25 protein-coding genes are annotated in these 24,838 nt (G+C 58.9%); 15 read left to right on the top strand and 10 right to left on the bottom strand.

The genetic code is table 11. From position 1 onward, the window contains the following. The first annotated feature begins 204 nt into the window (after positions 1-204). Positions 205-471, top strand: a complete 267-nt coding sequence (locus B2W96_RS01915; protein ID WP_293008006.1) for a hypothetical protein — start codon at positions 205-207, stop codon at positions 469-471. A 118-nt stretch (positions 472-589) separates the two neighbouring features. On the opposite strand, the gene B2W96_RS01920 is transcribed toward B2W96_RS01915, so the two are convergent. Beyond that, positions 590-1,795: an AfsR/SARP family transcriptional regulator gene (locus B2W96_RS01920; RefSeq protein WP_293008008.1), complete on the bottom strand. Its 1,206-nt coding sequence runs from the start codon at positions 1,793-1,795 to the stop codon at positions 590-592. Between the two features lie 281 nt (positions 1,796-2,076). Next, positions 2,077-2,634 carry a biotin transporter BioY gene (locus B2W96_RS01925; RefSeq protein ID WP_293008010.1) on the bottom strand — a complete coding sequence of 186 codons (558 nt, stop codon included), beginning with the start codon at positions 2,632-2,634 and terminating at the stop codon, positions 2,077-2,079. Positions 2,635-2,802: 168 nt separating this feature from the next. Between B2W96_RS01925 and B2W96_RS01930 the strand changes: the two genes are divergently transcribed. The 3 genes from B2W96_RS01930 to B2W96_RS01940 are packed head-to-tail and all read left to right on the top strand — an operon-like array spanning position 2,803 to position 4,991. Next, positions 2,803-3,810: a biotin--[acetyl-CoA-carboxylase] ligase gene (locus B2W96_RS01930; RefSeq protein WP_293008012.1), complete on the top strand. Its 1,008-nt coding sequence runs from the start codon at positions 2,803-2,805 to the stop codon at positions 3,808-3,810. A 54-nt stretch (positions 3,811-3,864) separates the two neighbouring features. After that, complete coding sequence (locus B2W96_RS01935) at positions 3,865-4,407, top strand: chromate transporter (RefSeq protein ID WP_293008014.1); 543 nt, start codon at positions 3,865-3,867, stop codon at positions 4,405-4,407. Beyond that, positions 4,404-4,991, top strand: a complete 588-nt coding sequence (locus B2W96_RS01940; RefSeq protein ID WP_293008016.1) for a chromate transporter — start codon at positions 4,404-4,406, stop codon at positions 4,989-4,991. The genes B2W96_RS01935 and B2W96_RS01940 overlap by 4 nt, the downstream gene beginning before the upstream one ends. Before the next feature lie 123 nt (positions 4,992-5,114). On the opposite strand, the gene B2W96_RS01945 is transcribed toward B2W96_RS01940, so the two are convergent. From B2W96_RS01945 to B2W96_RS01955, 3 genes are all read right to left on the bottom strand, one after another. After that, positions 5,115-5,480 (bottom strand): DUF1294 domain-containing protein, encoded by a 366-nt coding sequence (locus tag B2W96_RS01945; RefSeq protein ID WP_293008018.1) that lies wholly within the window; start codon positions 5,478-5,480, stop codon positions 5,115-5,117. A 93-nt stretch (positions 5,481-5,573) separates the two neighbouring features. Next, positions 5,574-6,500, bottom strand: coding sequence for a pseudouridine-5'-phosphate glycosidase (locus tag B2W96_RS01950; RefSeq protein ID WP_293008020.1), 927 nt, complete (start codon positions 6,498-6,500; stop codon positions 5,574-5,576). A 71-nt stretch (positions 6,501-6,571) separates the two neighbouring features. Beyond that, positions 6,572-7,663 carry a PfkB family carbohydrate kinase gene (locus B2W96_RS01955; protein ID WP_293008021.1) on the bottom strand — a complete coding sequence of 364 codons (1,092 nt, stop codon included), beginning with the start codon at positions 7,661-7,663 and terminating at the stop codon, positions 6,572-6,574. Positions 7,664-7,842: 179 nt separating this feature from the next. Between B2W96_RS01955 and B2W96_RS01960 the strand changes: the two genes are divergently transcribed. The 7 genes from B2W96_RS01960 to B2W96_RS01990 all read left to right on the top strand — a co-directional run bounded on the left by B2W96_RS01960 (position 7,843) and on the right by B2W96_RS01990 (position 13,978). Beyond that, positions 7,843-8,700 (top strand): hypothetical protein, encoded by an 858-nt coding sequence (locus B2W96_RS01960; RefSeq protein WP_293008022.1) that lies wholly within the window; start codon positions 7,843-7,845, stop codon positions 8,698-8,700. Between the two features lie 171 nt (positions 8,701-8,871). Continuing rightward, positions 8,872-10,623, top strand: a complete 1,752-nt coding sequence (locus B2W96_RS01965) for an ABC transporter ATP-binding protein (RefSeq protein ID WP_293008023.1) — start codon at positions 8,872-8,874, stop codon at positions 10,621-10,623. Beyond that, positions 10,616-11,413, top strand: a complete 798-nt coding sequence (locus tag B2W96_RS01970; RefSeq protein ID WP_293008024.1) for an RNA-binding protein — start codon at positions 10,616-10,618, stop codon at positions 11,411-11,413. The genes B2W96_RS01965 and B2W96_RS01970 overlap by 8 nt, the downstream gene beginning before the upstream one ends. A 12-nt stretch (positions 11,414-11,425) precedes the next feature. Next, the gene (locus tag B2W96_RS01975; protein WP_293008026.1) at positions 11,426-11,650 is read left to right on the top strand and encodes a DUF4177 domain-containing protein; all 225 of its coding nucleotides are present in this window, start codon (positions 11,426-11,428) and stop codon (positions 11,648-11,650) included. A 13-nt stretch (positions 11,651-11,663) separates the two neighbouring features. Next, entirely contained in the window at positions 11,664-11,873 is a 210-nt protein-coding gene (locus B2W96_RS01980; RefSeq protein ID WP_293008028.1) for a DUF896 domain-containing protein, read from the top strand. Positions 11,874-11,878: 5 nt separating this feature from the next. Next, positions 11,879-13,084: a 5-bromo-4-chloroindolyl phosphate hydrolysis family protein gene (locus B2W96_RS01985; protein WP_293008050.1), complete on the top strand. Its 1,206-nt coding sequence runs from the start codon at positions 11,879-11,881 to the stop codon at positions 13,082-13,084. A gap of 66 nt (positions 13,085-13,150) precedes the next feature. Beyond that, entirely contained in the window at positions 13,151-13,978 is an 828-nt protein-coding gene (locus B2W96_RS01990) for an alpha/beta fold hydrolase (RefSeq protein ID WP_293008030.1), read from the top strand. A 150-nt stretch (positions 13,979-14,128) separates the two neighbouring features. Here the strand turns inward: B2W96_RS01990 and B2W96_RS01995 are convergent, their stop codons facing one another. The 4 genes from B2W96_RS01995 to B2W96_RS02010 form a co-directional block, all read right to left on the bottom strand. After that, positions 14,129-14,557 carry a divergent PAP2 family protein gene (locus B2W96_RS01995; protein ID WP_293008032.1) on the bottom strand — a complete coding sequence of 143 codons (429 nt, stop codon included), beginning with the start codon at positions 14,555-14,557 and terminating at the stop codon, positions 14,129-14,131. A 418-nt stretch (positions 14,558-14,975) separates the two neighbouring features. Continuing rightward, on the bottom strand, positions 14,976-16,265 hold the full coding sequence (locus tag B2W96_RS02000; RefSeq protein WP_293008034.1) for a dicarboxylate/amino acid:cation symporter: 1,290 nt from the start codon (positions 16,263-16,265) through the stop codon (positions 14,976-14,978). A 51-nt stretch (positions 16,266-16,316) separates the two neighbouring features. Continuing rightward, complete coding sequence (gene dapF / locus B2W96_RS02005) at positions 16,317-17,162, bottom strand: diaminopimelate epimerase (RefSeq protein ID WP_293008036.1); 846 nt, start codon at positions 17,160-17,162, stop codon at positions 16,317-16,319. A gap of 209 nt (positions 17,163-17,371) precedes the next feature. Next, positions 17,372-18,541: a glycosyltransferase family 4 protein gene (locus B2W96_RS02010; protein WP_293008038.1), complete on the bottom strand. Its 1,170-nt coding sequence runs from the start codon at positions 18,539-18,541 to the stop codon at positions 17,372-17,374. 503 nt (positions 18,542-19,044) lie between these two features. Between B2W96_RS02010 and B2W96_RS02015 the strand changes: the two genes are divergently transcribed. Then, positions 19,045-19,737: a 3'-5' exonuclease gene (locus B2W96_RS02015; RefSeq protein ID WP_293008040.1), complete on the top strand. Its 693-nt coding sequence runs from the start codon at positions 19,045-19,047 to the stop codon at positions 19,735-19,737. Positions 19,738-19,784: 47 nt separating this feature from the next. Here the strand turns inward: B2W96_RS02015 and B2W96_RS02020 are convergent, their stop codons facing one another. Further along, entirely contained in the window at positions 19,785-20,300 is a 516-nt protein-coding gene (locus B2W96_RS02020) for a M48 family metallopeptidase (protein ID WP_293008042.1), read from the bottom strand. A 220-nt stretch (positions 20,301-20,520) separates the two neighbouring features. On the opposite strand from B2W96_RS02020, the gene B2W96_RS02025 reads away from it, so the two are divergent. The 3 genes from B2W96_RS02025 to B2W96_RS02035 form a co-directional block, all read left to right on the top strand. Next, positions 20,521-21,798, top strand: a complete 1,278-nt coding sequence (locus B2W96_RS02025) for an aminotransferase class I/II-fold pyridoxal phosphate-dependent enzyme (RefSeq protein ID WP_293008044.1) — start codon at positions 20,521-20,523, stop codon at positions 21,796-21,798. Further along, on the top strand, positions 21,795-22,664 hold the full coding sequence (locus tag B2W96_RS02030; RefSeq protein WP_293008047.1) for a radical SAM protein: 870 nt from the start codon (positions 21,795-21,797) through the stop codon (positions 22,662-22,664). Before B2W96_RS02025 ends, B2W96_RS02030 begins: the two co-directional genes overlap by 4 nt. Positions 22,665-22,906: 242 nt before the next feature. Next, positions 22,907-24,838 (top strand): cation-translocating P-type ATPase (locus tag B2W96_RS02035; RefSeq protein WP_293008048.1); only part of this gene is annotated, 1,932 nt, incomplete at its 3' end.

Below are 24,838 nucleotides of genomic sequence, written 5' to 3' on the forward strand. Positions count from 1 at the left end.
CGCTTATAAAATTTTTTAAGACGACAAGGCCGCGGGATTTTTTAATCCCGCGGCCTTCGTTTGCCTGAAAATTTTTCCTGCAGTGAACGCACCGAAAATCTTTTCCTCGGCGGGGTATAAAAATTTCCCCGCAGTGCCAAAATGAGACTGGATTATATGCCGTTCCGGGTTGCGGAACCGACAGAAAAAAAGGAGTGGATCAGGATGGTCAAGGGCATTTCCCGGCGGGTAGTGGTTGTGGACTCGCCGGACAGACGATACTTTGAGCAGGCAATTTTTATTGTGCGCAACGATGCGGCGGGAGAGGGTGTTTCCTCCCGGGAGCTGGTGGAAGAGGCCCGCCGGGTGGCGCAGGAATACGCAGGCGGCTCGGGCCTGAAAAAGCGGCTTAACCAGATTCCTCCGGTGCTGTGGTCCCTGACCGGTGCGGGGGCCTGCGGGCTGGCGTGGCTGCTGGTATCGGTGTTGTAAGGAGATAAAATAAGACGGTACGCTTTCTTCGATAGCGCACCGCTTTATTTGTGCGGCGCGGCGGAATATCCGCCGCGCTGCTCTCCGGTCCGAAGGAAACTGCGAACCGCTTAAAAATTCAAGAATGGGGGACTAAGGGCTGCACCGTAAAGCTCAGCGTTGCCGGAGAGTGGGGATACTGCCGGGAAAAGGCCCGCACAATCCGGTCGCAGACCATGCAGCTATTTTCATAGTTGGCCTGCGGCAGCATTAGTATGTACTGGGAAACGCTACACCGGGCCACCACGTCGCCCCGGCGAAGATTTCCCACAATCACGTCCTGCAAATTGTCCATGCAGCAGTCCAGACTGCGGCGGGACAGGGGCTTTGACTCGCAGCCCACGGCAGAAATCAAGGCAATGTGCACCGCGGCTCCGCTGCGGGCCACGGACCGGGCCTCTGCCTGATAAATAATGCGGAAAAAGTCGTAGTCACACAGAAGCGCCCCTCTGACGCTGCCGGGCTCGTCCAACTGCTCCCGCAAAAGCCCCAGATTCACAGACCGCTCGTTGACGGTGCGGGCGGCCTCGCGGTAAATGGCCCTGCTTTCGTCGGCGGGCATAATGCCAAAATTCGTAAAGAGCAGATCGCTCATGCGCTCATAGGTTTTAATCACGCTTTGCTGGTCGCCCAATGCAAGCTGCGCCTGCATCAGAAATTGATACACTTCCTCGTCGTAAGGCTCCACAAGGATCGCCTGACTGCATAGAGCCACAATGTCGGCCTGACGCGCCTGCTCCTGCAAGAGGGGGAGGACAGAGCGCAGCGTTCTGAGATAGAGGTTGTGAAAATAGGTGCTCTGTGGGACAATCCAGGATTCGGAGGACAGCTTGGGCAGAAAATCGCCCTGATAAAGCTCCAAAGCCTCCAGATACAGCTTAAGCTGGGCCTGTCCGTCCGGCTGGGCCGAAGCGGTTTGGCACAAGGCCTCAAATTCCTCTACGTCCACGGAGACGGGAATTTCGTCGTTCCAGGCATAGCTGCCGCCACGGCGGATGATCAGCGTGTGCCCCGCGCCGTCGCTCAACCCGTCCAGCATGGTGCGAACCCGGTGAAACATGGTTTTCAAAGCGTTCACGGGGTTTACGGTTCCCTCGTCGCCCCACAGCAGGCTGAACAGCTCGCTTTGCGAAACAGGACGGTTTCGACAGCAGATCATATATGCCAGCAGCAGCCACACCTTCCGGGACCGGTTGTCGCTGTCTGTGATCTCCCGGCCGCTCCAAAGCAGCGAGAAGCCTCCCAGCATTTGAATTTTCAAAATGGAAGACTGCTGATTTGTCAAGCAGGACGCCCCCTGTCAGTTCAAATCCGGTATACGCGCTGCGCCGCAGCGCCCGATACAGCAGACTATAACATATCTCCCCTTTTTTTGCAACTGTTACATTTTCAAAAAAGCCGTCCGCAGAAGCTTCAAAGGCCGGAGCAGGCCGCGCCGGAACGCAGTGAGCCGCCTGACTTTTTCAGCACCCCGGCCATAGGCGGTCCGGATATAATATGGGAAAAGAGCAAGCAATTCTGCGGGACGGAGGGGTGCATTCCTTGCGGTGCCTGCGCAGGCGACCGTTACGAAGGAGACTTGGCGTCGGCAGGGCGAAGACGCAGCCGGGGCAGCAGCTTGGGGGCAAGAATGCCTACTACAATAATTTTTACCATGTCGCCGGGAAGAAACGGAATCATTCCCGCCATCAGGACCGCCCCAATATTCATTCCCTTACCCATGTACACGTTCAGAATGAACGCCATATAGGGCAGTCCCACCGCGTATAAAACGGCCAGCCCCGCCAGAGCAGCAGGAACGACCCGCTTCATGGATCGTCCATCCCCTGCAAGTGTTCCGATGACCCATGCGGCGGGAATCAGTCCCAGCAAAAAACCGCAGGTGGGATAGAGAAAGTATCCCAGTCCGCCGCCGGAAGTAAAGATGGGCAGGCCTGCCAGCCCCAGCGCCACGTAAACAAGCTGGCTCAGCGCCCCGTATTTTGCCCCCAGCAGAACCCCTGCCAAAGCGGTGAAGAAAAATTGCAGTGTGATGGAGGAATAGAGAAACGGAACCTTGATGAACGCGCCCACGGCGGTCAGCGCCGCAAATAGAGAGCAGAGTATCAGTGCTTTTGTTTTCATGAGGGCCTCCTGTTGTAAACTTGATTTTGATTTGTAGTTTACAGAAAGGATAGCACATTTTTCAAGAATGTCAACTTGTTTTTTGAAGTGGTTTACAACTCCGGGCGGTTTACAAACAGGGTGCAACGTGGTATGCTGACAGGGAATTTATAAGAGGAGGCGGACTTGATGAGCCGTCAAAAAATATTGGAGCTGCTGAGGAGCCGTCCGGGGGACTATTTTTCCGGCGAGGAGGCCGCCGAGCGGCTGGGAATGAGCCGGGCCGCGGTCTGGAAGGCGGTGGACGCCCTGCGAAAGGAGGGCTACACCGTGGAGGCGAGGACGGGGCTGGGCTACCGGCTCCTTTTTGCGCCGGACGCGCTGACGGAAAAGGAAATTCGGGGCTTTCTGGGCGAGACGGAGTTGGTGGGACGGGAACTGGTGTGTCTGGACAGCGTGGATTCCACCAATACGTATCTGAAAAAGCAGGCCCTTTCCGGCGCAGTGGAGGGCACCGTGGTGACAGCGGACTGCCAGACGGGGGGCCGGGGACGGATGGACCGTCCGTTTCAAAATCCAGAAGGGAAGCTGGTGGCACTGTCTGTGCTGCTGCGGCCCCGCGGGGTACCGCTCGCGCGGCTTGGCTGCGTCACCGCCCAGACCGCCGTGGCGCTGTGCGGCGCGGTGGAGGAGGTCTGCGGGATTCGCCCGGGCATCAAGTGGACCAACGATCTGGTCATCGGACGGAAGAAGCTCTGCGGTATTCTGACGGAGATGGCGCTGGAGGGAGAGAGCGGCAACCTGCAATATCTCGTCATTGGAATGGGGATCAACGTCCACCAGACGGCGGAGGATTTTGGCCCGGAGCTTCGGGAAATCGCCGTGTCTCTGGACATGGCGCTGGGGAAGTCCGTGTCCCGCCCCGCGTTGGCAGCAGCGGAAATCCGGGCGCTGGACCGGTTGTACCGAGACATCCTTCGGGGAGATACCGACCGGTATCTGGACGCTTACCGGCGGGACTGCGTAACATTAGGGAAGCCCGTGCAGCTCCTGTCATCCGACGGCGGGCGGGAAACGGCCCGGGCGCTGGATATTGACGATGAGTTCGGCCTTATGGTGGAGTTGGAGGACGGAACGCGAAAGACCGTCCGCACAGGAGAGGTATCCGTCCGGGGGATGTACGGCTATGTGGATTGAGGGGGTCCCAACGCGGGAGCGGCAGGGCTCCGGGAGGAAAAGAGGAGGACTGGTTTGAAAAAATACTGGGAGTTATTTATTGCCTTCGCAAAAATCGGCGTGATGACCTTCGGCGGCGGAATGGCGATGCTGCCGATGCTGCAACGGGAGGTGGTGGAGAACAAGGGCTGGGCCACCGAGGAGGAGCTGGCGGACTATTTTGCCATCGGTCAGTGCACCCCCGGCATCATCGCAGTGAATACCGCCACCTTCGTGGGGCAGAAGCGTGGCGGCGTGCTGGGCGGCATTGTGGCCACTATCGGCGTTGCGTTTCCGTCGCTGGTGATTATCTCCCTGCTGGCGGGGATTATCGACAGCTTTAATCATCTGGCATGGGTGAAAAACGCCTTCGCGGGGATTCAGGTGTGCGTGTGCGTGTTGATTTTCAACGCGGTGGTGAAGCTTCTGAAAAAGTCGGTGGTGGACAAGCGGACGCTGGTGATTTTTCTGCTGGTGCTGGCGGGGAGCTTTGCGCTGGATGTGACGCCGGTGGTGTTTGTGGTGCTTTCCGCTTTGGCGGGCATCGCACTGCGGCAGTTGGAGGCGCGAAAGGCATGATTTATCTTCAGCTTTTTTGGGAATTTTTTAAGGTGGGCCTGTTTGCCGTGGGCGGTGGAATGGCCACGCTGCCGTTTTTGTCCCACATGGGGGAGGCCACCGGTTGGTTTACGCAGGCCCAGCTTATGAACATGCTTGCGATTTCCGAATCCACGCCGGGACCTGTGGGCATCAACATGGCCACCTACGTGGGATTTACCACGGCGGGGGTTCCGGGGGCGATTGTGGCCACCGTGGGAGAGGTGACCCCCTCCATCATCGTGATTTTGATTATCGCCGCACTGTTGCAGCAATTTCGCCGCAGCAAATACGTGGAGTTTGCATTTTACGGGCTGCGGCCCGCCTCAACCGGGCTGATCGGCGCGGCCTGTCTGGGTGTGATTTTGGAGACGCTGGTGAATTACGCCGCCCTGTCGGGCGAAGGAGTGGACTGGGTCGGACTGTTCAACTGGCGGGGATTGGCGCTGGCGGGAGTCTTGCTGGTGTTCACCACTTGGGTAAAGCCCACAAAAAAGTGGCATCCCATTGTCTTTATCGCCATCTCCGCCGTCGTGGGCGTGGTGTTCCGCTTCGGCGGAGCGTGAGGAAAGCGTGGCCCTAAGCGGAAACCGGTGCACGAAGCAAAAACCACCCGCATTGCTATTTGCAATGCGGGCGGTTTATTTGTAAAGCGTATGTACTTTCCTGCGGTTGAGCTTCAGCGCTGCTTACCAGTTGGAATGGAAATAGACCCAAAGGCCCCCGACCACCACAACCTGCAAAAATAAAATGGCGGGGATGCCAAAACGAAAGGTTTTGTGAAGGGTCTTGTGACGAAAGACCTTCATACCCAGCAGCGCACCCAGACTGCCGCCAATGGCGCTGAGGAAAAAGAGTGTTTTCTCCGGCACCCGGCGGGTAGTTTCATGGGTTTCCTTCCACTTTGCTTTCAGCTTGTCAAAGCCGAAGACAAAAAAAGTAATCAGGTTGATCAGTAAAAGCCACGTCAGGGCAAGGCCCCAAGGAGAGCCGAGAATGAAAGCCACGGTGGAAAAATTCGTGGCTTCCGGGAGCACAGGAAGTTTCGTTTCCATAGGGAGCCCTCCTTTAGTAAATTGGTAAACCATTCAGCCGGAAATAAAAAATGAGCCGACGGAAGCTTCCGTCGGCTCATTTTAACACAGCGATCAGACGTTTTCAAGAGCACGCAGGGCCACGGCGGTTTTGGCCGCCAGCCGGGCGTTGTTGTACACAAGCTGGATGTTGCTGTCCAGAGAATCGCCGCCGGTGAGGTCCTTGATTTTTGCCAGCAGGAAGGGGGTGGTTTCCTTGCCGTGAATCCCCTGCTGCTTTGCCTCCTCCACAGCGCGGGCAATGGCCCCGTTGATGACAGCCGGGTCCATGGAATAATCCTCAGGAATGGGGTTTGTCACCAGCATTCCGCCGCCAAGGCCCAGCTCCTGCTGGACGTGGAAGGCCTTTGCCAGCTCTTCCGGGGTGTCCAGACGATAGTCCACGCCGAAGCCGGATTTCCGGGTGTAGAAGGCGGGCAGCTCCTCCGTGCCGTAGCCGATGACGGGCACGCCGTGGGTTTCCAGATACTCCAGCGTCAGGCCAAGGTCCAGAATGGACTTTGCCCCGGCGCAGATCACCATGACGGGGGTGTGGGCCAGTTCTTCCAGATCGGCGGAGATGTCCATGGTGGTTTCCGCACCCCGGTGAACGCCGCCGATGCCGCCGGTGGCGAAGACGGAAATGCCCGCAAGGCTTGCGATAATCATGGTGGTGGTGACGGTGCAGGCCCCGTCCCGTCCCTGTGCCACCAGCACCGGCAGGTCCCGGCGGCTGGCCTTGGGAACGGCATGACCTGTTATGCCCAGATAGTCGATTTCCTCTTTGGAAAGACCTGCCTTCAGCCGCCCCTTAATGATGGCGATGGTGGCGGGGACGGCGCCGCTGTCCCGCACAAGCTGCTCTACGTTCAACGCCGTCTCCACGTTCTGGGGATAGGGCATACCGTGGGAAATGATGGTGGATTCCAGAGCGACCACGGGCTTGCCCGCGTCCAGCGCAGCACGCACTTCGGGGGAGATATCCAGATAATTGTTCAGCATAATGATTCCTCCGTGTATAATTTTTGATTAAAAATGACTGATTGTAAAATAATTTGCTGAAAACCGGGGGATTAAAGCGCTTTGCAGACTTCAGCACGGCGGCACAGCTCGTCCGCCTGCATCGCCGGATTGATCGTCTCTCCACTCTCCATGGCGATGGAGGAGGCGGCAAGTCCCAGCCGGGCGGTTTCCTCCAAATCCGAGCCGCGGAGATACGCCCAGGTGATGGCGGCCATAAACGCGTCGCCGCAGCCGGTGGTGTTCACCATGGATCCGGGGATTACCGGAAGCTGCACGGCGGCGTGGTGGTCGGCGGCAAACACGCCGTCGCCGCCCAGCGAGATGAACACCCGCCGCAGTCCTGTTTCCAGCAGCGCGTCCGCCGCGCGGCGAAGACTTGGTTCATCCCGGATTTCCACGCCGGAAAGCAGCTCCGCCTCAATGCGGTTGGGCTTGAGGGTGTGGAGTTTTCCTAAGATGGGCCGGAGTTTCTCCGCCTTGGCGGTGGAGACAGGGTCGCAGAAAATGGGGGCAGTACAGTGGTCCGCCAGATAGGCAAGGGCCTCCGCAGGGGGATTCGTGTCCGCCACCACCACCTGCGCGCCGTCCAGCAGCTTTTGCCGCTGGGCAAGAAACTGGGGCGTCAGCCGCTCATAAATTTCCATGTCGCTGACGGCAAGGGCCATGTCGCCCTTCTCATCGGTGATAAAAAGATAGGTGGAGGTGTGCTCGCCCGGCAAAAAGGGAGACTGGGACACGTCGATGCCCACCTCCGCGCAGCCGGCGGCAATTTTCCGGGCGTTTAAATCGTCGCCGAACACCGTCATCAGCCGCACATCCAGCCCCATGAGTGCCATGTTGTGGGCAATGTTCCGGCCCACGCCGCCAAGGCTCATGCGCACCCGGCCGGGATTGGAGTCCCGGGCCACCGGCACCTCGGCGGGCCATCCGCCAATGTCCATGTTCACGCCGCCCACCACCGCGGCGTAAGGTGCGGTGCGAACGATGTAGCCCTTCCCGGCAATGCAGCCCTTTTTCATCAGGTTAGAGATGTGAACGGCCACGCTGGAGCGGGTGATGCCCGCTTTTTCCGCCAGCTCCTGCTGGGAAATCAGGGGATTTTCCTCAATCCAGTTGAGCAGTTGGCGCTCTCTTTGGGTCATGAACTTCACCTCTGTAAGCTTTTTGATATTTTGTAATCACATGTTTATTTTACGCGTTTCAGACAATTTGTCAAGAGGAAAATCCATAGGGTTTCTCCGAAAAATGCATTCGAAACGATTCATTGTGGGAACTCCCTGCGTTTGATTTCCGTCCAAGAGGAAAAAGGAGGTTGATTTGGGTGAAAAAAGTGCGGATAGCAATCTTGTCACTGACTTTGTGCGCGTTTCTCGCCGCCTGCGGGCAGGCTGCGCCCCCGTTGGCAGACGGAGGAGTGGCATCTTCTTCGGCGGGGACCTCAAAAGGAGAAACCCTATCGACGGAACCGGTGACCGTGTGCCGGATTGTGGATGGAGCGGAGACGGGAGAGCTGTTGCTGGCAGAGCTGAACGGAGCGGAGGGCGGTATCTATCTCCTGTCGACGACGGGCCTCCCCGTGACGGTGGACGGTCAGTCTGCCGACGCAAAGGACCTTGCCGACGGCATGACGGTGGAGGTGGAGCACTCCGGCACGGTGCTGGAAAGCTATCCCGCCCAATTTGCGCAAATCGTTTCTCTGCGAGCGAAAACGTCGGTAAATGGCAGCTATAATGACTTGTGCGGCCTGTGGCTCAAGATTTTGGACGACCTGTGGAGCATTGACCCGGGCCTGAACGGCATGGAGGGCGGCGGCACGGTTCCCTATGTGGGCGTGGATTTAAGCGGCGCCCCCGGTGATCTGACGGAGACGGAAATGGCCGCCGTGGCATGGCAGTTTGGGCGGCTTCACGGAGCACAGGCCCTGACCGGAACCTTTGACGAGATGGCGGAGCAGGGATTTATTGACAAAGAGCGGCTTTTTTGGGAGGACGGCGTGCTTTTTTCCGTCACGGCAAACGAGAAGGGCAAGACGGCCACATACAGCCTGCCGACCCTGACCTTTGACGTGCAGAAGTGGCGCGGCGGCGACGGGGCGTATTTCTTTTCCGACTGCGTGTGCGTCTGGCCGGAGAGCGGCACATGGACAGAGTACAGCGTCGGAAGCGAAGCCATCTCCTGAGAATAAATCCCCGCCGGACGCGTATCGTCCGGCGGGGATTCCTTGTTGCGCCAAGGGAAATCCCATGCTATAATGTCTAAGAAGCGGGCAGGATATTGAAGCCGCTGCTTCCACGGAGGTTTCCTACATTATAATGTCCGGTTTTCATCGGCTGAAATCAGGAGAGTGAGCATGACCGCAAAAGAATTTCAAACGCGTTCCCTATTTCAAATTTTCATCGGCTATTTCAAGCCCCACCGGCGGCTTTTCTTTTTGGACATCGGCTGCGCTTTTGTAATGTCCCTCATTGATCTGGCGTTTCCGTTTGTCTCCCGGTGGTGCATGTATACCCTGCTGCCCGCAAACGCGTGGCAGGCATTTTTTGCCGTGATGACGGTGGTGGTGGCGGCCTTTACTCTGCGGGCGGCCCTGAGTTACGTCATCGCCTATTACGGGCACACCTTCGGCATTCTGGTGGAGGCGGATATCCGCCGGGACCTGTTTCACCACATGCAGGAGCTGGACTTCCGTTACTACGACAAAAACCGCACCGGACAGCTCATGAGCAGGCTCACCGCCGACCTGTTTGACATCACGGAGCTGGCCCATCACGGGCCGGAGGATGTGTTCATCTCCTTTGTGACCATTGTGGGGTCCCTTGCGGTGATGTTTTCCATCCAGTGGCGGCTGGCGCTGGTGATCGCGGTGATTCTTCCTGTGTTTTTCGCCGTAGTGTGGAGCTTCCGCCGGTCCATGGCGGAGGCGTCGGACGCCGTAAAGCGGAAGACCGCCGCCATCAACACGGACATTGAGTCGGGCCTGTCCGGCATCCGCACCGCCAAGGCCTTTGCCAACGAGGCGGCGGAGCTGCGCAAGTTCGACCGGTCCAACGAGACGTTTAAAACCTCCAAGCGGATGTTCCACAAGGCCATGGGCCGGTTTAACGCCGCCATGGAGTTTTTCCTGTGTATGCTGCAGGCGGCGGTGATTGCCGCTGGCGGCTGGCTCATCATGCAGGGACAGATGAACACCATCGACCTGATTACATTCAGCCTGTATATCACAACCTTCGTCAGCCCCATCCGCAAGCTCTCATCCTTTATGGAGCTGTTTGCCAATGGGTCCGCGGGCCTGAAGCGCTTTGTTGAGCTGATGCGGGAGGAACCCGCGCTGAAGGACGCGCCGGACGCGGAGGACCTTTCCCGGGTGGAGGGCCGGGTGGATCTGGACCATGTGAGCTTTGCCTATCGGGACAATCTGCCGGTGCTTCACGACGTTGACCTGCACATCCGTCCCGGCGAAACCGTGGCGGTGGTTGGCCCCTCCGGGGGCGGGAAGTCCACCCTCTGCCAGCTTATCCCCCGGTTTTACGATGTGTCCGGGGGCAGCGTGCGGCTGGATGGGAAGGACGTTCGCCATGTGAAGCAAAGCTCCCTTCGGCGAAACGTGGGCGTGGTGCAGCAGGAGGTATTCCTGTTTGCCGCCAGTGTCCTTGAAAACATCCGCTACGGCCGCCCCGACGCCACGGAGGAGGAAATTTTTAAGGCCGCGAAGGAAGCCGAGATTTACGATGATATCTGCGCTCTGCCCGATGGGTTTGACACCTATGTGGGCGAGCGGGGAACCTTGCTCTCCGGCGGGCAGAAGCAGCGCATTTCCATTGCCCGGATTTTCCTGAAGGACCCGCCGGTGCTGATTCTGGACGAGGCAACCTCCGCGCTTGACAGCGTGACCGAGGCGAAAATTCAGGCCACCTTTGAGCGGCTTGCCAAGAACCGCACCACGCTGATGATTGCCCACCGGCTTTCCACCGTCCAAAAGGCGGACCGGATTCTGGTGGTGGAGAACGGCGAAATTGTGGAGCAGGGCCCCCACGCAGAGCTGCTGGCGAAAAACGGCGCGTATGCCCAGCTTTACCGCACACAGGAGCTGCGCCATGGATAAGACGAAGCTTTTGGACAGGGCCGCGAAAAGCGGAGAGGAACGGCTGATTCTTGCCCGGGTGCTGGACCGGCTGGAACAGGCCCAAAGCCGCAATATCCCCGCCGCCACGGATTTTCTATCTCCGCAGGAGCGGGCCTCCGCCGAGGTGCTTTTGCGCCTTGCGGGCGTGGGGGAGACGGAGTATGTGTCTATGGGCGGCTATGAAGGGGCGGAGCGGCGGATTCTGTTGTTCCTGCCGGACTGGATGGACACGGAAACAGCGGCGGAGCAAAGCCCCCTGCGGTGCCTGCGGGCGAAATATCGTCCGGAATATGACCTGAGCCACAGGGACCTTTTGGGAAGCCTGATGGGCATGGGCGTGACCCGGGAGAAGACCGGGGACATTCTGGCGGGCAAAGAATCCTGCGATTTGATCGTGCTAGAGGGCGTGGCGGAGTTTCTGCTGCAAAGCTGGGACCAGGCCGGGCGGGCAAAGCTGAGCGTCTCCGCCATTTCGGCGGAGGAGCTGTCCGTGCCGGAGGAGCGCTTTGAGGAGGTCCGGGACACGGTGATGAGCCTTCGGCTGGACGCGATTGCCGCCACGGGCTTTAAAATGGCCCGGGGAAAGGCCGCTTCTCTGATTGAGAGCGGGCGGGTGCAGGTGAACTGGATGGAATGCACCAAGCCGGACCGCCTGCTGGCGGAGGGAGACACTGTTTCCGCCCGGGGCGTGGGCCGGTTTGCGGTGACGGAGATTGGCGGCGTGACCAGAAAAGGCCGGACGTCCATCGTGGTTCGGCGGTCCGTTTGAGGAGGCGCGCATATGCTGGAATATGAGTTTGAAACGGTGCCTTGCCGACTAGGCGGCGGGTTTGCAAGCATAGCCGTTGGTGCGGCGGGCATTGAGACACAGGGGTACCGGGAAGTCATTTGCCGAAGAGCGGCTGATGGCTGGCGATACGCCGGGTGCATCCCCCGGATTCAGCGGGCAGAGGGCTATATTGAGACGATTGACTTGATTTTTGAGCGGGAAACCCCCATAGAGTGACAGGAGGAACTGCATGGAGCAAGCAAAAATTGACCGCATCAACCAACTGGCCCGCAAGGCGAAGTCGCCCGAGGGTCTGAGCGAAGAGGAAACGGCGGAGCGCACTGCGCTGCACAAGGAATACGTGGGATCGGTGCTGGGCAATTTACAGGGACAGTTGGACAATACCGTGCTTCTGCGGCCCGACGGGTCGAAAGAAAAGCTGAAGAGGAAAGAGAAGTGACGCCAATGACCCCCGAGAAACGGAATCAGGACAGCGATTGGGGCCATTGGGCGCTGATCGTCTTTCTGTTCGCAATAGGTGTTTGGCCCGTGGCGCTGTATCTGCTCTTTTCCAAGCTGTTTGGCAAGGGTGGCGGCAGGAAAAAAGGCGCGCCCGCGTCCTCCGTGCGCCCAGGCATGGAGCAGTCTGGCCAGCAGGGGCATGTCGGCGGTCGGGCCGAGGCGGCGGCCCGGAACCTGACCCGGCCCCCGGCGGTGAAGCGGTCTAATTCCCGGACCATGAAAATTATAGGCCTTGTGGCGCTGGGAATCGGCATTCTGGCGGCTGGTGACCCGGCTGAGATGATGTTTTCCGGTCTCAGCGGATATCTCTGGGAGCTCTTGCAGTATCTGGCCATTGCGGCGGGCGGTTTGGGCCTGTTTCTCGGCGGGCTGAACATGGATGCGGCCCTGCGCCGTTATGCCCGCTATTCCGCTGTGCTGGGAGAGGCGGAGGCCATCTCCGTGGAGGACCTGAGCCGAAAGCTGGGCTGGTCCAGACGGCGCGTGGAAAAGGATTTGGAGAAAATGATCGACCGGGGCTATTTTGGGCCCCAAGCCTATCTGGACCAAATTCAGGGCTGCTTTTTCCGCAGCGCCCGGGCGGAGGAGGCCCACCGTCGGCAAAAGGAGGCGGAGGACCCCGCCCGTCAGCCGCCCAAAGAGGCGGAGGAGGGGTATTCCGGCATTCTGCGGAGCATTCGCCGGGCCAACGAGCGGATTGCCGACCCTGTTTTGTCTGAGAAAATTGACCGTCTGGAGGACGTGACCGCGCGTATTTTCCGGGCGGTGGAGGCGGACCCGAAAAAGCAGGGCCGCATTGACACGTTTATGAACTACTACCTGCCTACCACCCAAAAGCTGCTGGACTCCTACGCGGAGTTTGACGCGGCGGGCGTGGAGGGAGAGAACCTGCGTCAGGCCAAGCTGCGGATTGAGCAGACCATGGATTCCATTGTCGCGGGCTTTGAGCACCAACTGGACGAGCTTTACAAGACCGACGTTCTGGACGTGGACAGCGATATCCGGGTGATGGAAACCATGCTCCGGCGGGATACCGCCAGCGTAGAGCGGGACTTTGGGCTGGGCGGACCGGAGACGGGAACCACCCCCTCCGGACGAAGCCGCGACGTGGACTTGGGCGGCACGGCGGCCCAGACTCAAGAGGAGTAAAGGCCCCTCGGGCGCAGCGGAAGAAGAGAAAGAGCGCGGAGTTGACCGCAGGCAGGAGTGGAGAAGATGCACAAAACAGTGCAAGGCGTTGGGCTTTACTGTCACAGCGTGGGCGAGGGGAAGCCGGTGGTGCTGCTCCACGGTCTTGGCTGCGACCACCGATTGATGGCCGGGTGCATGGAGCCGGTGTTTGAACAGCGGCCCGGCTACCGGCGCATCTACGTGGACCTGCCCGGAATGGGCCGGTCGGATGCGCCCATGAAGCGGGCCTCTTCGGATGATATTTTAGAGCTTTTGCGGGGCCTTGTGGCCGAGCTGACGGCAGGGGAGCGGTTTTTGCTGGCGGGGGAGTCTTACGGCGGCTATCTTGCCCGGGGCCTTTTGACCACGGAGCTTGGCCCGCTGGCGGATGGGCTGCTGCTGATCTGCCCGGTGACCGTGCCGGAGCCGGAAAAACGGGAGCTGCCCCCGGCGGGCGCCCTGCGCTATGATGAGGAATTTCTCCGGGAGCTGGGACCGAAAGAGCGGGCGGCGTTCTGCAATCTGGCGGTTCTGGCAAACCGGCGGGTTTACGAACGGTATAAAGAAGAGATCGCTTCCGGGTTGGACCTTTCAAATGGGGAATTTGTGGCGGCGCTGCGGCGAAGCTACTCTTTTTCTTTCGATGTGGACGCGCAGGTCCGAGCGCTGGGCTTTGACCGGCCCGCGCTGCTGCTGGCTGGTCGGCAGGACATCTGCGTGGGCTACCGGGATTTGTGGAAGCTGCTGGAGGATATGCCCCGGGCGGCGTTTGCCCTGCTGGATTTGGCAGGCCACAATTTGCAGATAGAGCGCCCGGAGCCGTTTGCCGCCTTGGTGACGGACTGGCTGGACAGGACAGAGGATTTTTCCTAAGGAGTCCGCTTCCTTGCAGATGTGAAAATGACGGGGGGTTGCCAAGCTGGCAATCCCCCGTCATTTGATGTAGATATCTGAATAAACCAAAAGCGTCTAAGCCCCGCGTTGCAAGTGAACATTTGCTCGACTAAGCGCCCCTCCTGAAGGTCAACTCAGAATCACCGCCAGCACGAAACCTAAAAGGCAGCCGAACGCCACCTGAAGCGGAGTATGCCCCACAAACTCCTTCAGCTTGACCTCGTTTTCAAGATCGCTGCTGGCCAGCTCCAAAAGCTCATTGAGGGCCTTGGCGTGCTTGCCTGCCTCCAGACGAACGCCCATGGCATCGTGCATGACGATGATGGCCAGAATGGCGGAGACGGCAAAGGTTGCCGAGTCCAGCCCACACTCCAGCCCGGCGGTAACGGCCAAAGCCGTCACGGTGGCGGAATGGCCGCTGGGCATTCCCCCGTCTCCAACCAGACGACGAATGTCCAGCTTTCGATTGACCAGGGCGTAGATGATTACCTTCAAAACCTGCGCGGTAATCCAGGCAATCACCGCATTTATTAAAAGGTGGTTGTTCCATAGCGTCATATTGTGTCAATGCCTCCCCGTACTGCAGGAATTGGCCGCAGCCCGCGCCGCCACACTTCGACATTATAGCACATACTAACTGAATGAGCCAGCATATTCGTGTAAAATCTGGCCTATTTTTAAACAATCAAAAAAGGCCCCGCTTTTAAGACAGAACCATTTTATGCGCCGGAAATTCTGCCCATGCCGCCATAAAGTGCTGCCATGGGCGGGCCGGAAAAAAATAGCGCTGGATAGGCCGCGTGGGCGCACACAAGCCCTGCAAGCGCTTGCCTCGCCGGAGCAGGGCGGCCTTGCAGCTTTGATAAAAACCGGCACGGCCCACTGGCCGCGCCGGTTTTTTCATAGCTGAGCGGCAACGGTGCCGCAGTAAAAGGCAGACTGAAAGAATATGCCCAAGAGCCGGAAGCAAGCTTACTCAGTTGGCCTTTCCGGAAGCAATCGCTTTTTGCAGCCAATCCTTGCCGTCTACAAAGCGGGCCACAACATAGCTGATGACATAGTCACCGGCAGAGTTGATCATGGTGGCGGGGGGGTCCACCAGATTGCCAATGGTGATGGCAATGGGATAGGCCAGCTCCAATTGGGTGGGGAAGAAGACGGAGCACATGATAAATTCGCCGATGTAGCCGCCGCCGGGAATGCCGCTCATGCCCACGGAGGAGAACACTGCCACCAGAATGACTTTCAGGAAGGTCCCCACTCCGTCAAACGGAATGCCGAACACGCCGAACAGGAACGCAATCTTCAGCACGCAGGAGAAGCAGGAGCCGTCCATGTGCATGGTGGCGCCCAGAGGCACCACAATCTCGCTGACATCCTTGGGAATGCCGGTTTCCTCAGCCACTTCCATGTTGGTGGGGATGGTGGCCACGGAGGAGCAGGTGCCAAGGCTGGTGACGGCGGGACGAAGAATGTGCTTAAACATCACCTTTACCGCGCCCTTACCGCCGCCAAAGCGGGCGAACAGGGGGAAGGCGGTGAACACGTAAATTAAGCAGAGGGGATAGTACACCAACAGCGCGCGGCCATAGTCATGCGCAATACCGGAGCCGTAGGTTGCCACCAGATCGGCAAAGAAGCCGAAAAAGGCGATGGGTGCGTAATAGGTGATGATCTTGACCACCTTCATCATGCAGTTGGACAGATCCTCCAGAAACTTGCCCACAAGGCAGTCCGGCCCGCCGTTCATATTCACGCCAAAGCCGAAGATGATGGAAAACACAATCAGGGGCAGCATGGCCCGGCGGCTCAGCAGGGCCACAAAGTCCTCGGCGGTAAGGAAGCTGACAATCAGCTCCGCGATGGTCTTCTGCTCATCCACCGTTCCGGCGGGAATGTTCTGCCACGGGGCAAGCACGGGGGGAATCAGCTTCATCAGAACAATCATGATGACGGCGGCAATGGCCCCGGTGACCACAAAGGTGGCGATGGTGGTACCCATGATCTTACCGGCCCGCTTGGCGCTTTTCATGTTGGCCACCGCGCCGGAAATCGATGCGAACACCAGAGGAACCACGATGCAGAACATCAGGTTGATAAAAATCTGGCCCAAGGGCTTCAGGATAGAAGCGCCGGAGGCGATCACGTCGCCGTTTGCGTCCTTCACGTTGGGGAACAGGGCGCCCACGACGCAGCCCAGCACAATGCCGCATACCATGCAGATCAAAAGGCCGTAGCTGCTCCACAGGGAGCTTTTCTTGCTCATAAATTCAATCCTCTCTTTCACACACAATGGGGGGAGTTCAAACACGCTGCGTTATTTTGCGGGGCGAAGCTCCTCATCGGTAATTTCGCCCTTGCAAACAATGTTGGTAGGCCCTGTCAAATAAAGGGACCGGATACCGGAGCCCTCCCGCTCCACATCCACGATGAGCTGCCCGCCGGTCATATCTATCCGGACGCCGGAGCCGGAAACCTTGCCCTGCAAGGTCAAAACCGCCGCGACGGAGCCGGTGCCAGTGCCGCAGGCGTAGGTAAAGTCCTCCACGCCCCGCTCAAAGGTCCGCTCGTAAACCGTGTCCTCGCCGGTAAGCTCGTAGAAATTCACGTTGGCGCCCTTGGGGAAGGAGGGGTGATGCCGCATGGCGCGGCCCAGCTCCCGCAGTTCGTTTGCATCCGCGTCCCGCAGGCCACGGTAGGGAACCACGGCATGAGGAAGCCCCGGATTGCCCAGCTCCACATAAGCGCAGGAATAGCGAACGCCGTCCACCTCGATGGGGTGCTCTAATCGGATGGTGGAGGGGTCGTTCAGACGGATGCGATAGCGCCGCTTGTCAATGCGCTTGCCGGTAATGATGCCTGCCATGGTTTCCACGGTCTGCGTTTCCCCGGCAAGACCGGTTTCATAGCCATACCGGCAGATGCACCGTGCGCCGTTTCCGCACATTTCGCCCACCGACCCGTCGGCGTTGTAAAACCGCATTTTGTAGTCTCCGCCCTGTGTAGGCGCGTCTACCACCATCAGGCCGTCCGCCCCGACGGACAGATGCCGCTCGCACAGCGTCCGCGCCAGATCCGAAAATGCCTCAGGCGGCAGGCCTTCCTCCAGGTTGTTCAGGACAATAAAATCGTTGCCCGCGCCGTTCATTTTCCAAAACTGCATCGGGTGTGCCCCCTTCCGAATTTACTTGCTTTATTATATCAGCAGATTCCCCGCAATTACACTGGAGAATGTGCTAAAATCCATGCAAAAAGTGCGGCCTTCTTTGCGCAATTAAAGAAGCGTGGGCCTGAGAACGGCGCAAAAGAGCGCTTCTCAAGCCCACGCGGCGGTTGTGTCGGTTAGATCGGCAGGGAAGGAAATGCCACTGTTTACGCGGTGGTTTCCCACAGCCTATCCCCTCTCGCAGCGGCATAAACCTCGGCCGCACGGCGGGCAAAGCGCTCCGCCGAAAAGGTTTTTTGGATATGGTCTGCGGCGGCGGTCCGCATAGACGCGCGAAGCCCTTCGTCCGTCAGAAATTCCCGGAGGCGGAGAAGAAATTCCTCACTGTTTTCAAACTGCCAGCCGTTCACGCCCTCCTCAATTACACCGTCCAGACACGCGTCCTTCCGGCACAGGGCGGGAAGCCCGGAAGCCAGCGCCTCAATATAGGTAAGTCCCTGTGTTTCGCTGGTGGAGGCGCTGACAAACAAATCCCCCAGCCGGTAGTAGTCCGCAACCCGGTCGGGCTTCACCATTCCCGTAAAAATCACCCGGTCTCCAAGGCTCAGCTCACGGACGGACTCCTCCAGCGTCTGGCGATAGGGGCCGTCGCCCACTATGAGAAGGGTAACGTCCTTCCGCTCCAGCCTTGCAAGGCTGCCAAGCAGTTCCTCCACGTTCTTTTCCTTGGCTAGGCGGCCCACATAGGTAAGCACAAAATTGCCGGAGGGGATGCCCAGATCCTCTTTCATGCGGGAAAGATGCTCCTTGTCGGCGGGGCCGGAGAACCGACGCAGGTCGATGCCGGAGGGGATTACATACACCGGCTTGCGGACGCCGTAGCTCTTCAAAAGGCCGCGCACCTTCTCCGTGGGGACGATGACACAGGCTGTCTGCGTGACTACGTGCCGGGAGAAGAAGGCAACCATGCGTCTGCCCCAGGCGCGGCTGGGTGAGAAGTAGTGGGTGTAGTCCTCATACACCGTGTGATAGGTATGGACAATGGGCGCGCCGGTGCGGTCACTGATTTTCCGGGCAAGCAGGAAGGTGGAAAATTCGCACTGGGTGTGAATCACGTCGGGCCGCCAACGAATCAGGGACTGGACCTGCCGGGTGGCAAGGGCCGTGCGCAGCCGCGCACCGGGATAGATGACCCCGGCGCTCATGGCGCCCACATAGGTCACGCCGTCCCGCACCAGCGTATGGCGGGATTCGGATAAGGTCAGCACACGAACCTCGTGGCCCTGAGCCACCAGCTCGCGCTGAAGATTTAGTACCGAGGTCACCACACCGTTGACGGTGGGGGCGTACCAATCGGAGGTAATCAGGACTTTCATAAGAGAAACCATCCTTTCCATAACGGAAGCGTGTATTCGGCACGCGGGACTTCACCGTGTCGCCCCGCGGGATATTCTATAAAACGTGAGAAAAGGGTAAAACGCTTCAATCTTGGCGAAAATTGTCAGCATACCGCGCAAAGCACGCGGAATGGGAGAGTTGAACACTGTGTTATCTGTACTAGTACAGTTAGCATAGAGCAAACGGCGAAAAATGTCAAGGCTTTCTTGAAAATTGTATCATATATTTAATACAAGAGTACAATATCACAATTTTGGAAAATGTCAAGCCCCGCCGCGTAAAAATTAGATGAAGGAGAGGAAAGGCGGCGGATATCTGTGAAAGCGGGCGGGGATTGCCTTTTTTTCCATAAAAAGCTATAATGCTGAAAAGCAAGCGCTTTTAATATCGACAAATTTGCGGAAATTTTGCATGTTGGTCGGCAAACTTATAAAAAGAAGAAGCCTGTCGTGGCGGCGCGGGTTAGAGACGGAGAGCATTTATGGGAATACACAGCGCATTGGAGGACCGGTTTGCCCATCTGGTCCTGTTTGACACGGAGACAACGGGCATTGACCCTGCGCAAGAGCAGATCATTGAAATTGGAGCCGTCAGTGTGACAAACGGGGTGGAGGACGGCAGCTTCAACGCGTTGGTGCGCCTTTCCGGCGGAAAGACTTTGCCGCCCTTTATTACATCGCTGACCGGCATCACGGCGGAGCAGCTTGAACGGGACGGCGTGGAAAAAGCGGACGCGGCGGAGGAATTCAGCCGACTTCTCACCCGGGAGAATACGTTGCTGGTGGCCTACAACGCGCAGTTTGACTTGAATTTTATTTATTATTTTCTGCGGGAGCAAGGCTGTGCGGCCTGCTTGAAGAATCTTAAATTCCTGGATGCGCTCACGGTCTATAAGGACCGGCGGGATTATCCCCACAAGCTGAAAGACGCCATCGCCGCCTACGGGCTGGAGGGCGCGGTGCAAAACAGCCACCGGGCCGTGGACGACGCGCGGGCTGCTGCTGCCCTGCTGTGGGCCATGGCTGAAGAGCGGGACGACCTTTTGGAGTATGAGAACCTTTTTGGCTATCATCCGAAATACGGGGTGTCGGGCAAGCGGATTTCCTCCGTAACCTATCTGCCCCAGAACTTCCAGCGGGGCGAGCCTCTTTATGAGCGGGCACGCCGGGGATAAGAAAACATACGGCAAAGGGCGGGAGGCTATGCCTTCTGCCCTCTGCTCTATTTCAGCAGCTTTTTCCGCGCACAGTAGTCCGGCAGGTACTGCTCCACCAGCGCGTAAAACTGGGGGCCGTGGTTCTTGTGGCGGATGTGGGCCAGCTCGTGAACCACCACCGCATCAATGGCCGCGTCGGGCGAGCGCATCAGGTAGCAGGAAAAGCACAGGCTGTTTTTCGCGCTGCAGCTCCCGTACCGCTTTTGCGCCGAGGTGATTTTAATTCCAGTGGGGGAAAGCCCCATGGCGGCGGCGTACTGCGCGACCTTCCCCGGCAGGACGGCTTGGGCCAGCGCCTTCAGCGCCGCAAGCTCCTCCTTGGTGGGGGGCGGGCCTGCTTCCGCGGCCCTTTGGCGCACCTTGTCCGTGCTGCGGGCAATCCAGCTCTCATTCCGGGCCACAAAAGCCTGAATGGCTTTCTCAGAGCACCGCAGGGGCGCCCGCACCAGCAGCTTGCAGTCCTTTGTAATTTCCAGCGCCAGCGTCCGCCGGCGGGAGCGAATCAGCGTATAAGCTTCCATACCGCTAAGATACCACAGCGGCGAAAAAAGTGCAAGAGTGGACCGCACACGGCCTGAAAAGGGGAAATACCTCCCGCGTCGCAAACGTATTTCAAAAAGGCCGTTCAAAAAACCGGCGAAATCCATATTGTCAGAACCACGGGAAGCGGGTATACTAGATCTTGATAGAACCTGATAAAGAAACCGGGCGGAGCGCTCCGCGCGGGAAAGGATGGCGCATATGACCGCGTATGCCGACAGAAACAAGCAGGAGCTTTTGACGGAGCAGGAGCTGGTCTGTGAGAAATTTGAAAAGCTCCGGGACCGGAAGCTGAATCTGAACATGGCCCGGGGCAAGCCGGGTAAAGTTCAATTGGATATGGTCAGCGGGGACCTTCTTGGCGTTTTCAGGGGACCGGAGGACTATGTGTCCGACGGAATTGACTGCCGTAACTACGGAGAGACAGCAGGTTTGCCCGCCGCCCGCCGCCTGTTTGCGGAAATTTTGGGCTGCCGGGCAGAGCAGGTGTTCGCAGGGGGGAACTCCAGCCTTCAGCTAATGTACGACACGGTTTCCAAAGCCTATACCCATGGGCTTTTGCACAGCCCGCGCCCTTGGTGCCGTGAGGAGACGGTAAAGTGGCTCTGCCCCGTTCCCGGCTATGACCGGCATTTTAAAATCACCGAGTCCTTCGGATTTGAGCTGGTGAGTATCCCCATGACGGACAACGGCCCCGACATGGATGCGGTGGAAGTCGCTGTGAGGGACCCGCAGGTGAAGGGCATGTGGAACGTGCCGAAATACTCCAACCCGGACGGCATTGTGTATTCTGAGGAAACCGTGCGGCGCATTGCCGCCCTGAAGCCCGCCGCGCCGGATTTCTTGCTGATGTGGGACAATGCCTACTGTGTCCACGAGCTGGAAGGGGAGTTTGCGACGTTTTCGGATATCCTGTCCCTGTGCGCAGAGGCCGGAAACCCGGACATGGTGTTTGAGTTTGCCTCCACCTCCAAAATCACGCTGCCCGGCGCGGGCGTGGCCTGCTTTGCCTGTTCGGAGGCGAATATGGCGTACATGGTGAAGCTGATTGACGTGCAGGCCATCAGCTTTGACAAGGTGAATCAGCAGCGCCATGTGCTGTATTTGAAAAATAAGGAAAACACGCTGGCGCTGATGCGCCGCCATGCCGGCGTTCTCGGACCCAAGTTCCGCTGCGTCACCGACGCACTGGAACGGGAGGTTGCGCCGCTTGGCATCGCCTCGTGGCGCAGCCCCAAGGGAGGGTATTTCGTTTCCCTGAGCGCCATGCCCGGCACGGCGCGGCGGACGCTGGAGCTTTGTAAAGCCGCAGGGGTTGCCATGACCGGCGCGGGCGCCGCCTTCCCCTATGGAACAGACCCGGAGGACAGCAACATCCGCATCGCCCCGTCCCTGCCGCCGCTGGGGGAGCTGGAGGCCGCCATGGAGGTGCTGTGCACCTCTTTGAAACTTGCCGCATTGGAGAAAATTTTGAAATGAACTACTACGGAAGCGTATACCGCCCACCCTCCGAGGCCCGGAGTCTCATCGTTCAGGTGACTTACGGGTGCAGCCACAACACCTGCGCCTTTTGCAGCATGTACAAGGAAAAGCGCTTTGCGGTCCGCCCGCTGGAAGAGGTTCTGGCAGACTTCCGGGAAGCCCGCAGGCTTTACCCTCATGTGGAGAAAATTTTTCTGGCCGACGGGGACGCGCTGGTTCGCAAGGCCGGAGAGTTGGAGACAATTCTGGACACCATCCGGGCGCTGTTTCCTGAGTGCATCCGCGTGACCAGCTATGCCTCGCCCGACAGCATCAATATCCGCTCGGATGAAGAGCTGAAAGTTCTGCGGGAAAAGGGACTGAGCATGGTTTACATGGGCCTTGAATCCGGGTGCGACGCAGTGCTGGAGCTGATGCGCAAGGGACACGACGCGGCCTTTATCGTGGAGATGGGGCGTAAGGTCCGCAGAAACGGCATCGCCTTGTCCGTCACCGCCATCACGGGCCTTGGCGGCCCGGCGCTTTTGGAGCGGCACGCGGCGGAAACCGCCGCCGCCTTCAACGCCATGAATCCGGAATATATCGGGATGTTGACGCTGATGGTGGAGCCGGGCACGCCCCTATATGACTGGGTGCAGGACGGCTCCTTCCGTCTGCTGACCCCGGCGGAGGACCTGCGGGAAACCCGCCTTTTGGTGGAGGGACTGGACAGCCCGGGCAGCGTGTTCCGCATGAACCACGCCAGCAATTATCTGGCCCTGCGTGGGACGCTGAACGGCGACAAGGCCGTCATGCTGGCGGCGATTGACCGGGCGGCGGCGGATCTATCACTGCTGCGGCCGGAGGAATGGCGGGGTCTTTAAAGACCGCAGGAATTTTTAACGGCATTTCGGGAAATACTTCTTGACAGCCGCCGAAAAATCGGATATGATACGTCCAATCATTAGGGAGTAGCCGGCACAGAAATGTGCATCCGCTGGCGTCAGGTCGGGCAGAACTTCTGCCCCGCTTCGGATCGAAATGGCGAGACTTTTGAGCAAACGCTTCGGCGTTGGCGCAAAAGTCTCGTTTTTTTGCGCTATGGATGCAGGAAAGGAAGAGAATTATGGCGGAAAAACGGGGAATATGGCAGAAGGCAAGGGTGGAGTTATTTCGGGATCTTCTCTGCGGCGAAGAGGGCCTGACGGAGGAGGAGGCCGCGCTGCGGCTGAAGCAAAACGGACCCAACGAGCTTTTAGCCGAGGCGCGGAAGTCCACGGCGCGGATATTTCTGGAGCAGTTCGCGGATTTTCTGGTTATTGTTTTGATTGCGGCGGCGGCGGTGTCCATTGCCCTGAAGGATGCGGAGAGCGCGGTGGTTATTTTGGCGGTGATCACCATGAACGCGATTCTGGGAACGGTTCAGACTGTGAAGGCCGCGTCGTCGCTGGAAAGTCTGAAAAAAATGTCCGCCCCCACGGCAAAGGTACTGAGAAGCGGCGTGATCCGGGAGCTTCCGGGGCGCGAGGTTGTGGTGGGCGACGTGGTGTGTCTGGACGCGGGGGACGCGGTGTGCGCCGACGGGCGGCTGCTGGAGTGCGCTGCATTAAAGGCGGACGAAAGTGCCCTCACCGGCGAGAGCCTGCCTGTTGAAAAGGACACGGCGGAAATCGAGGGGGACGTTCCTCTGGGCGACCGGAAGAATATGGTCTACTCCGGCAGCTTCATCACCTACGGTCGAGGTCGGTTTCTTGTCACCGGAACAGCCATGGACACGGAGATGGGCCGCATCGCGGCGCTTTTAAAGGCGGCGGGGGAGAAAAAGACCCCCTTGCAGGAAAGTCTGGACCAGTTCGGGAAAAAGCTCTCCGTGGGCATCTTGATTCTGTGTGCGCTGCTGTTTATGGTGAGTGTGTTTTTGCGGCACGAGCCGGTGATGAACGCGTTTTTGTTTGCCGTGGCGCTGGCGGTGGCGGCGATTCCCGAGGCGCTGAGCTCCATCGTCACCATCGTCCTCTCCTTTGGCACCCGGACCATGGCCCGGGAGAATGCCATTATCCGCAAATTGCAGGCGGTGGAGGGCCTTGGAAGTGTGTCCGTGATCTGCTCCGACAAGACCGGGACTCTGACCCAGAACAAGATGACTGTGCAGAAGATTTATACCGCCGGAAAAATCATCCCGGTGGAGGATGCGGACTTTTCCGACGCCATGCAGGAGCCCTTGCTGCGGGCAGCGCTGCTGTGCAGCGATGCCACGGTGAACGAGGGCGGCGAGGTGGGAGACCCCACGGAGACGGCTCTGGTGCGCCTGGGCGAGCGGTTCCGCTTTGACGAGGAGGAGGTCCGGGAGAAGTATCCCCGTTTGACGGAGATTCCCTTCGACTCCGACCGCAAGCTGATGTCCACGGTCCACACCCTTTCCGGCGGGCTGCTGATGATTACCAAGGGAGCAACGGATGTTTTGCTGGACCGCTCGTTGCTCACGCCGGAGCAACGGACCGAGGTTGAGGCCGTCAACGAGCAGTTTTCCCGGGAGGGGCTGCGGGTCCTGGCCTTTGCCTGCCGGCATCTGGAAGCCCCGGCGGTGAATCTATCGGATGAAAACGGGCTGGACTTTCTGGGGTTGATTGCCATGATGGACCCGCCCCGGGCGGAATCCGCCGTGGCGGTGGCGGAGTGCATTTCCGCCGGAATCCGTCCCGTGATGATCACCGGGGACCACCGCATCACCGCCGCCGCCATTGCCAAGAAAATCGGCATTCTCACCGAGGGGACCGAGGCCGTGGACGGCGCTGCCATCGACGCCATGAGCGACGGGGAGCTGCGGGACTTTGTCCCTAAAATCAGCGTGTATGCCCGGGTGTCCCCGGAGCATAAAATCCGCATCGTCCGGGCCTGGCAGGAGCGGGGAAACCTGGTGGCCATGACCGGCGACGGCGTGAACGACGCACCGGCGTTGAAGCAGGCGGACATCGGCGTGGCCATGGGCGTCACCGGCACGGAGGTTGCAAAGGACGCGGCGGGCATGATTCTGACAGACGACAACTTCGCCACCATC

It is taken from the genome of Oscillibacter sp. UBA6647, assembly GCA_002455655.1.
Lineage (GTDB): Bacteria > Bacillota > Clostridia > Oscillospirales > Oscillospiraceae > Oscillibacter.